General features: G+C 67.7%; 7 protein-coding genes. 2 read left to right on the top strand and 5 right to left on the bottom strand.

All coding sequences use genetic code 11. From position 1 onward, the window contains the following. The first annotated feature begins 146 nt into the window (after window positions 1–146). Window positions 147–941, top strand: coding sequence for a LysM peptidoglycan-binding domain-containing protein (locus tag ACIQ6O_RS10630; RefSeq protein WP_396207764.1), 795 nt, complete (start codon window positions 147–149; stop codon window positions 939–941). 11 nt (window positions 942–952) lie between these two features. Here ACIQ6O_RS10630 and ACIQ6O_RS10625 read toward each other — a convergent pair whose 3' ends face one another. From ACIQ6O_RS10625 to ACIQ6O_RS10605, 5 genes are all read right to left on the bottom strand, one after another. Beyond that, entirely contained in the window at window positions 953–1939 is a 987-nt protein-coding gene (locus tag ACIQ6O_RS10625) for a deoxyhypusine synthase family protein (RefSeq protein WP_396207763.1), read from the bottom strand. A gap of 93 nt (window positions 1940–2032) precedes the next feature. Next, window positions 2033–3805: a hypothetical protein gene (locus tag ACIQ6O_RS10620; protein ID WP_396207762.1), complete on the bottom strand. Its 1773-nt coding sequence runs from the start codon at window positions 3803–3805 to the stop codon at window positions 2033–2035. A gap of 27 nt (window positions 3806–3832) precedes the next feature. Further along, complete coding sequence (locus tag ACIQ6O_RS10615) at window positions 3833–4126, bottom strand: hypothetical protein (protein WP_396207761.1); 294 nt, start codon at window positions 4124–4126, stop codon at window positions 3833–3835. A 46-nt stretch (window positions 4127–4172) separates the two neighbouring features. Then, entirely contained in the window at window positions 4173–5156 is a 984-nt protein-coding gene (locus tag ACIQ6O_RS10610; RefSeq protein WP_396207760.1) for an alpha/beta hydrolase, read from the bottom strand. Continuing rightward, complete coding sequence (locus tag ACIQ6O_RS10605) at window positions 5156–6004, bottom strand: LytR/AlgR family response regulator transcription factor (protein ID WP_396207759.1); 849 nt, start codon at window positions 6002–6004, stop codon at window positions 5156–5158. The genes ACIQ6O_RS10610 and ACIQ6O_RS10605 overlap by 1 nt, the downstream gene beginning before the upstream one ends. A 253-nt stretch (window positions 6005–6257) precedes the next feature. Between ACIQ6O_RS10605 and ACIQ6O_RS10600 the strand changes: the two genes are divergently transcribed. Beyond that, a partial coding sequence (locus ACIQ6O_RS10600) for a sensor histidine kinase (protein WP_396207758.1) occupies window positions 6258–7268 on the top strand: 1011 nt, incomplete at its 3' end.

The raw sequence follows: 7268 nt of genomic DNA, 5'->3' as shown, positions 1-7268 counted from the left end.
TCGGCGTTGGTGACCAGCCGGGCCGGGAAGGCACTGCCGGTGCCGGTCACCGCGACGCCGCGCAACGTGGAGAAACTCGTCATGCGGGCACGTTAATGCCGGTGGGAAGGGTCCCTCGGGCCGCCGCAGCCCCCTAACTTCCCGCCATGACCTCGGTGCGCACCACGAAGGAATGGCTCGTTGTCGGCACACCGCCGGCGCGGAAACCCCGATCGCTGTGGGTGCGCGTCCTCGTGGGGCTCACCTCGACCACCGCGCTGCTGGGGACGGCCGCGCTGGTGGCCGCCGCGGCCATCGTCCCGCCCATCGGCGCACGCAGAGTAGCGCGCGATGCCGCGCTCAACGAAGTCTCGGCCATGATGCAACCCGGCGAGCGCGTGGTCTCGCAGGCATTCGCATCCCAACGACGCTGGACCGACATGTGGCGCGAGTCGTTCGGCGTCGTGGTGGCCACCGACCGGCGTCTCCTGTACGTGGGGGCGCCACCCACACCGTTGCTGCGTCCGCGTGACGATGGACCGCTGGAGCTGCTGGTGGAGAGCTACCCGTACGACGCCGCCTTTACGCTGGAACCGCGCACCCTGTTGTGGGGGCGCCAACGCGGGCTCGTGTTGCGAACGCCGGGTATGGCCGTGGACTTCCTGGTGGACGACGAGGCGTGGAACGAGGCCCGACGCGTGGCCGAGGCGAGTGCAGCGGCGCGCGGTGTCGCGACACGCGAGCTCGAGCAGGTGGACCAGCGCGTGCGCGAGGCGCCGCGCCGTGCCGAAGAGTACGTGCCGTACGTTGTGCGCCGGGGCGAAACGCTGACGGGGCTGGCGCGACGATTTCGCACCAGCCCCGACGTACTGCGTCAATTGAATCGGCTCGAGCAGGATGAACTGAAAGTGGGGCAGCAGCTGCGTGTCCCGAAGGTCGTCGCCGCCGATTCCCTGCCCTGATCGACCGTCCGTTACTGGCCGAGGACGATCGCGAACACGAGCGGCGCCACGATGCTGGCGTCCGACTCGATGATGAACTTCGGCGTATCGATGGCCAGCTTGCCCCACGTGATCTTCTCGTTAGGCACCGCGCCCGAGTACGAACCGTACGACGTGGTCGAATCGCTGATCTGGCAGAAGTAGCCCCACAGCGGCACTTCGGTGCGCCCGAGATCCTGATGCAGCATGGGCACGACACAGATCGGGAAGTCACCCGCGATACCACCGCCGATCTGGAAGAATCCAATCGACGTGTTCTTGGTCATCTGCGTGTACAGATCGGCGAGATACATCATGTACTCGATGCCGCTCTTCACGGTGTGGACATTCTTGATGTCCCCTTCCATGCAGTGGCCCGCGTAGATGTTGCCGTTGGTGCTGTCTTCCCAGCCCGGCACGATGATCGGGATGTTCTTCTCGGCCGCGGCCACCATCCACGAGTCCTTCGGGTCGATCTGGTAGAACTCCTTGAGCTTCCCGCTGTTCAGGATGCGGTACATGAACTCGTGCGGGAAGTAGCGCTCGCCCGCGCGGTCGGCCGCCTGCCACTCCTCGAGCACGGCCTTCTCGATGCGGCGAATCGCTTCCGCTTCGGGGATGCACGTGTCGGTCACGCGATTGAAATGCTGGTCGAGCAACTTCTGCTCGTCTTCAGGCGTGAGATCGCGGTAGTTGGGGACGCGCGCGTAGTGATCGTGCGCGACGAGGTTGTAGATGTCCTCTTCGAGATTCGCGCCCGTGCACGTGATCATGTGCACCTTGTCCTGACGGATCATCTCGGCGAGCGAGATCCCCAGCTCGGCGGTGCTCATCGCCCCCGCGAGCGTCACCATCATCTTGCCGCCCTTATCGAGGTGGCTGATGTAGGCGTCGGCCGCATCGATCAGCGCCGCGGCGTTGAAGTGACGGTAGTTGTGACGCAGAAACGCCGTAACCGGCGCAGAAGTGGACGAAGCCATGGTTTGATCGGGAATGTCGGTCAGGCCCACGCGCCCCCACCGCCCCCACGGGTCGGTCCGGCGCAGCCAAGCAATCTAACCGTTTCGGGATCGTCAGTCGCGACGACGCAGCGCGAGCCACAGGCCGGCGCCTCCGAGCAACACGGCAATCGTGCCGGCGCCATTGAGTGCTGCTCCCACGGCGGCGGCCACCAGCAGGATCGCGGGGAACGCGGCGCTCGCCCCGTTGGGGCGCGGGGCACGCGCGCCGTCGGTGGCCTCACCCGCGGCCGCGGCCGCTCCCCAACCGATCCCGGAGAGTTCGCCGACGAACGGGTCGTCGCGCCGTATGTCCACCGAGGGAATGAACACGGCCCCAACGGGAAGACCGGGCGGGACGACAACACTCCCACCCATGACTTCCTGCCGGCGCTCGAGCGCCCGCGTGGCCGAGGTTTCCGCGAGCAGGGACAGCCCAAGACGGATCGGGACGAGCGGCCCAAGCTCCGTCTCGTCCGGAAAGAGCGCCCCGACCGCCCCCTCGGTCTCCAGCCGACGCGTATTGCCGTCCGCCCCTTCCACGAGCACGGCCAGCACGCGACGTACCTCCGGCGGCACTGATGGACCGAGCCGGCGCAGGAGGCGCTCGGCATCAGCGGTGCTGCGCGCCGTGTCGACGGCGGTGGAGTCACGCAACACGGGCAGCAGCTGCGTCATGAGCGAGGAGAGTGGCGAGGCCTCGATACCCGGGATCGCGGCCCCGACGCCCTCGGGGCGCACCGCGAGCAGCAGCGCGGCCAGGACCTGCCTGGCCGCGTGCGCTTCCCCAGGCGTACAGGCCGCGGCCAGCGTCCCACCGGCCGAGCAGGCACGCAGTAGCGTGCGGGCCGCATTCATGAGCGTATCGTCGGGGAGGGTGCGCAGAGCGCCGCCGAGCTCGCGGAAGGCCGTGGCGACGAGGTCCCCGCTTTCCGTGTGCGGCGTGCCGCTGATGACGGCCTCCACCAACTCATCGCCGGACTCCGGCATCGGCGCTGCCGTAGGCGCCGCGACGGGCTCTTCCACTGGCTCCGCCACCGGCTCTGCCACCGGCTTTGCCACCGGCTCCGCGATCAGTGGCAGGACCGGCGGCCCCGGCGGCTTCGCGGTCGACGCCACCTCCGTCATGTCGTCGTCGATCAATACGACGCGTGCGGCAGTGCGGGTACGGTCGGTCGAGGCGGTTCGCACCGTCGCCCTTGCCCACGCGAGCGCCGGATGGTCCGGGGCGGTATAGGCGATCTGCTGAAGCAGGTCAGCCGCATCGTCGGCATGTCCCTGTCGCGCCAGCACCACGGCCTGCTGTGCCAGCAGTACCGGATCGTCTGGTGCGGCATCCAGGGCGGGATACAACGCCGCTCGTGCCCCCGAGAGGTCACCCACGAGCGCCCGTGCGACCGACTGGACCAGCCGCAGGGCGAGCGACTGGGGCTGCATCTCGAGCCCCTCGCCCGCGACGGTGTCTCCCTCTTGGGGATGTCCCAGCACCGTGAGCGCGCCGGCCCGCAGATACCACCCTTCTTCACTGCCTTCGGCCCGCCCCCACACCGCATCGAGCGACGCGAGCGATTCGGCCGGCTGGCGCTGGAGCAGATGGCGCCTGGCCGTTTCGAGCCCCATTTCCATGGCGACCGGCGTCGCCGCTTCGCGCGACTCGAGGAGATCGGGCGCGAAGAGGAGATCCTCGAGCGCGACCCCACTGCGTCCGAGTGGCGAGGCAGTCGGCGTACGCGGTCCCACCCGTTCCACCGGTACCACCGCGCGCGACGGCGCCGCCGGCCGCACAGGTGCGGACGGCGGAATCGGGACGCCACCAGCGCCGCCCGGTCCCGTTATGTCAGGGGGCATACCGAAGGTATCGGCTTACACCTGCGCTTACACCAGCGCTTCGACCAGCGCTTCCTCGTCGTCCACCCGGACGTAGCGGTCGAGTCCGTCCACCCACCGATACGCACCACCGTGGGCATCGAGCGCCAACGGGCGTCTCGTGGCGCTGTGTTCGTACAGGCGCAATTCACCCACATCGACTGGCCCGGGCACGAAGCCGATGAACCAGAAGGCCCCGGAGGCCTCGATGGCGGCGACGCCGAACACACTCGCCAGCGCCCGCTGAAGCGGGTACCAGTCGGGCGGTCGATACGGAGGGAAGATATCGTCGGACATGGGCATGATATTCTCCCGCTGGACGCCCTGTCCCGACCTCCGTCACGAATCGTCACGCCGTTGGCCGCGGTCGTTCGATCGTAACGGGTGTGGCCCCCAAATCCGATCGCACCAGACAGCGGGACACGAAGGCCGCAGCGAGCGCCAGCGATTCGCGCGCCTCAGGAAGCACGGCCGGGAAGAACTGCCACACGTGTGGCACCCGGGGCCACCACTGGCTTTCCACGAGGACGCCAGCGTCACGCGCCCGCTGCGCCACCCGCATCGCGTCATCGCGCAGCACCTCGTCGAGACTCGCATGCACGAGGAGTGGCGGGAAGCCTGCGAACTCTCCGTAGAGCGGCGACACCAGCGGGTCGTAGGGATCGGCGCTGCCAAGATAGAAGCACGTGGCGCGGCGGATGGTGTCGCCGGCGAACATCGAACAGCGGTCGCTGTTCTCGTCGAGCGAGGCCCCGGTTGCGGCTAGATCGGCCCATGGGCTGAAGGTCACCACGCCGGCCGGCAAGGGGACACCATCGGCCTTCAACCGATGCACGAGCGCCAGCGCCAGCCCGCCTCCCGCCGAATCCCCCGCCACGATCAACCGCGATGGGGACACACCGCGCGCCTCGAGGAGAAACCGATAAGCCGCCAACGCATCGTCGAGCGCGGCCGGGAACGGGTGCTCGGGTGCCAGTCGATACTGCGGCACCCACGCTTCCCCACGGATGCGCTGCACCAGCGAGCCCACGAGCGACCGATGCGTTGCCGGGCTGCACCCGATGTACCCGCCGCCGTGGAGGTACAGGACCGTCGGGGCCGCATCGCCAGCCTCGGGACACCCGGCCCACTCGCCTCCCGGCCACGTGCCTTCGGGGGGACGCACACCGAAGCGCGCCCCCGTGCTGCTCGCCAACAACCAGCGCACACTTTGCGGCTGGCCCATCTTGGCCCGGATCCACTGCGGATCGATGGGGCGCAGCGCATACGGACGCATGCGCGCCGCCACCAGCCAGTGCACGAGGTGCGCCCGCCAACTGGCTCGGGTGGCCATCAGACGCCGACCTGCTTCTCCACGCGATCGCGATAGTGGCGGCTCAGGCGCAGGCGCGTTCCATCCTCGAGAATCACGACATAGTCACCCGAGAACCACTGCTGCATCTCCCGCACTCGATTGAGGTTCACGATCGTGGAGCGATGAATGCGCGCGAAGAGGCGCGGGTCGAGCGTTTCCTCGAGATGAGAAATCCGCTCGCGAATCGTGTGGGCCGTCTTGCCGACATGCAGTCGCACGTAGTTGCGGTCGGCCTCGATCCAATCGATCTCGGTGGTCTTCACGAAGAACATGCGCCCATCCTGCTTCACCAGAATGCGGCTGGCGTAGCGACCGTTCGCGCCGGCCGCGGCGACTGGTGCGCTCGGGGCCGCGGCACCGGCAAGCGACGCGAGCGCCGTGGCGCCATCGCGCGCCTCGGACACCCCACCATCGGCCAGACGACGCACCGTTTCCAGCAACTCACCGAGCCGCTCCGCCGCCACCGCATTCGCACGCTGCTTGCGCGCCTTGTCGAACGCGGCGCGGAAGCGCTCGCCGTCCACCGGCTTGAGCACGTAGTCCACGGCGTGCACATCGAAAGCCCGCTGCGCATGCTCGTCGTACGCCGTCACGAAGAGCACCATGGGAACCGGACCGCCCTCGATTTCGCGCAGCACGCCGAAACCGTCGAGTCCGGGCATCTGCACATCGAGACAGACGAGGTCAGGCTGCCGTTCACGAATCATCGTGACCGCCTCTGTGCCGGACTCCGCCTCGCCCACGATCTCCACGTCGGTCTCGTTCTGCAGCAAGCGGCGTACACGCTGGCGCGCCAGCGCCTCGTCATCCACGATCAGAACTCGCACTCGTGACTCTCCCCTCCAGTTGACGGATCGACACCCGCCGATGGGTCACGTCGGGAGGTACGACGTAACGACGAGGCGTCGATGAGACTGTCCCCAATAGCAGCGGCCACGCGCCGATTTTCCAGTTCGCGCCCCGTGCAATCCCGGGCGCGCCGGTGCATCATGGCATACCGCACACCCCAGATAAACCCCAAATGACCATGCATTGTTGCATGGTGGCCCCGTCACACAGCACCGGCGATTCGTCTCACCCATGTCCACTTCGTCACAGCCACTGACCATCGCCGACGAAGGCGCCCGCCTGCGCCGCCTCACACGCATCCTCTTCGCGATCGTCTGGGTCATCCCCTCCGGCCTCGCGGCGCTGCAGTTGACCGTGGTCGGCGACGCCTCAGGGACGCACTACGGCATTGGCACGTCGCTCCTCTGGCAGGGATCCGCGTGGATGCTATGGGGACTCTGGTCGCAGCTCCTGCTTACCCTCATCGACCGGGTGAAGCTCGACACCGCGCGAGCACTGCCGTGGCTGTCGGTACATATCGGCATGACCGTCGTGATCAGCGCCGCCAACGTGCTCGCCATTGCGTGGCTTGATCACGTCTTCGGCGCGGTGGGCCAGGTCACCAGCTATGCCTTCGCCCTGCGCGTCGTGCTGGTGAACCATCTCGACATTCAGGTCGTGCTCTACTGGGCGGTGCTCGGCGTCGCCTACATGGTCGAATTCGTCCGCCGCTATCGCGAGCGCGACCGCGCGGCCGCCGAACTCGAACAGAAGCTCGCCCGCACGCAGCTCGAGGCGCTGCGCATGCAGCTCAATCCACACTTCCTGTTCAACGCCCTCAACTCGGTCGCCGAGCTGATGGAGATGGACGTCAAGGAAGCGCAGCGGACCCTCATTCGTGTGAGCGACTTGCTGCGCCTGTCGCTCCGCTCGGCAGGGCAGTCGCTCATCCCGGTATGGCAGGAGATCGAGCTCGTGGAGCTCTACCTGCAGATTGCGCGTGTGCGCTACGGCAGCGGCCTCGAGGTGGACATCGATGTCGATCCCAATGCCGTCGATCTCATGGTCCCCAGTTTTCTGCTGCAGCCGCTCGTGGAGAACGCGCTCAAGCACGGCCTCGCCCCCGGCCACACCGATCAGTCGATCGCGGTGCGGCTGGCTCGTGTGGGGGGCAGCCTCGAAATCGTGGTGGAGGACAACGGCAAGGGACTCGACGGCCTGCTCACCACGAGTGGCCGATTCCTCGCCGCCGTCCCGTCCGTG

The sequence above is a fragment of the Gemmatimonas sp. genome (genome assembly GCF_044345575.1).
Lineage (GTDB): Bacteria > Gemmatimonadota > Gemmatimonadetes > Gemmatimonadales > Gemmatimonadaceae > Gemmatimonas.
Note: the sequence above shows the minus strand (reverse complement) of the source record. Positions and strands in the feature narration are given on the sequence as shown.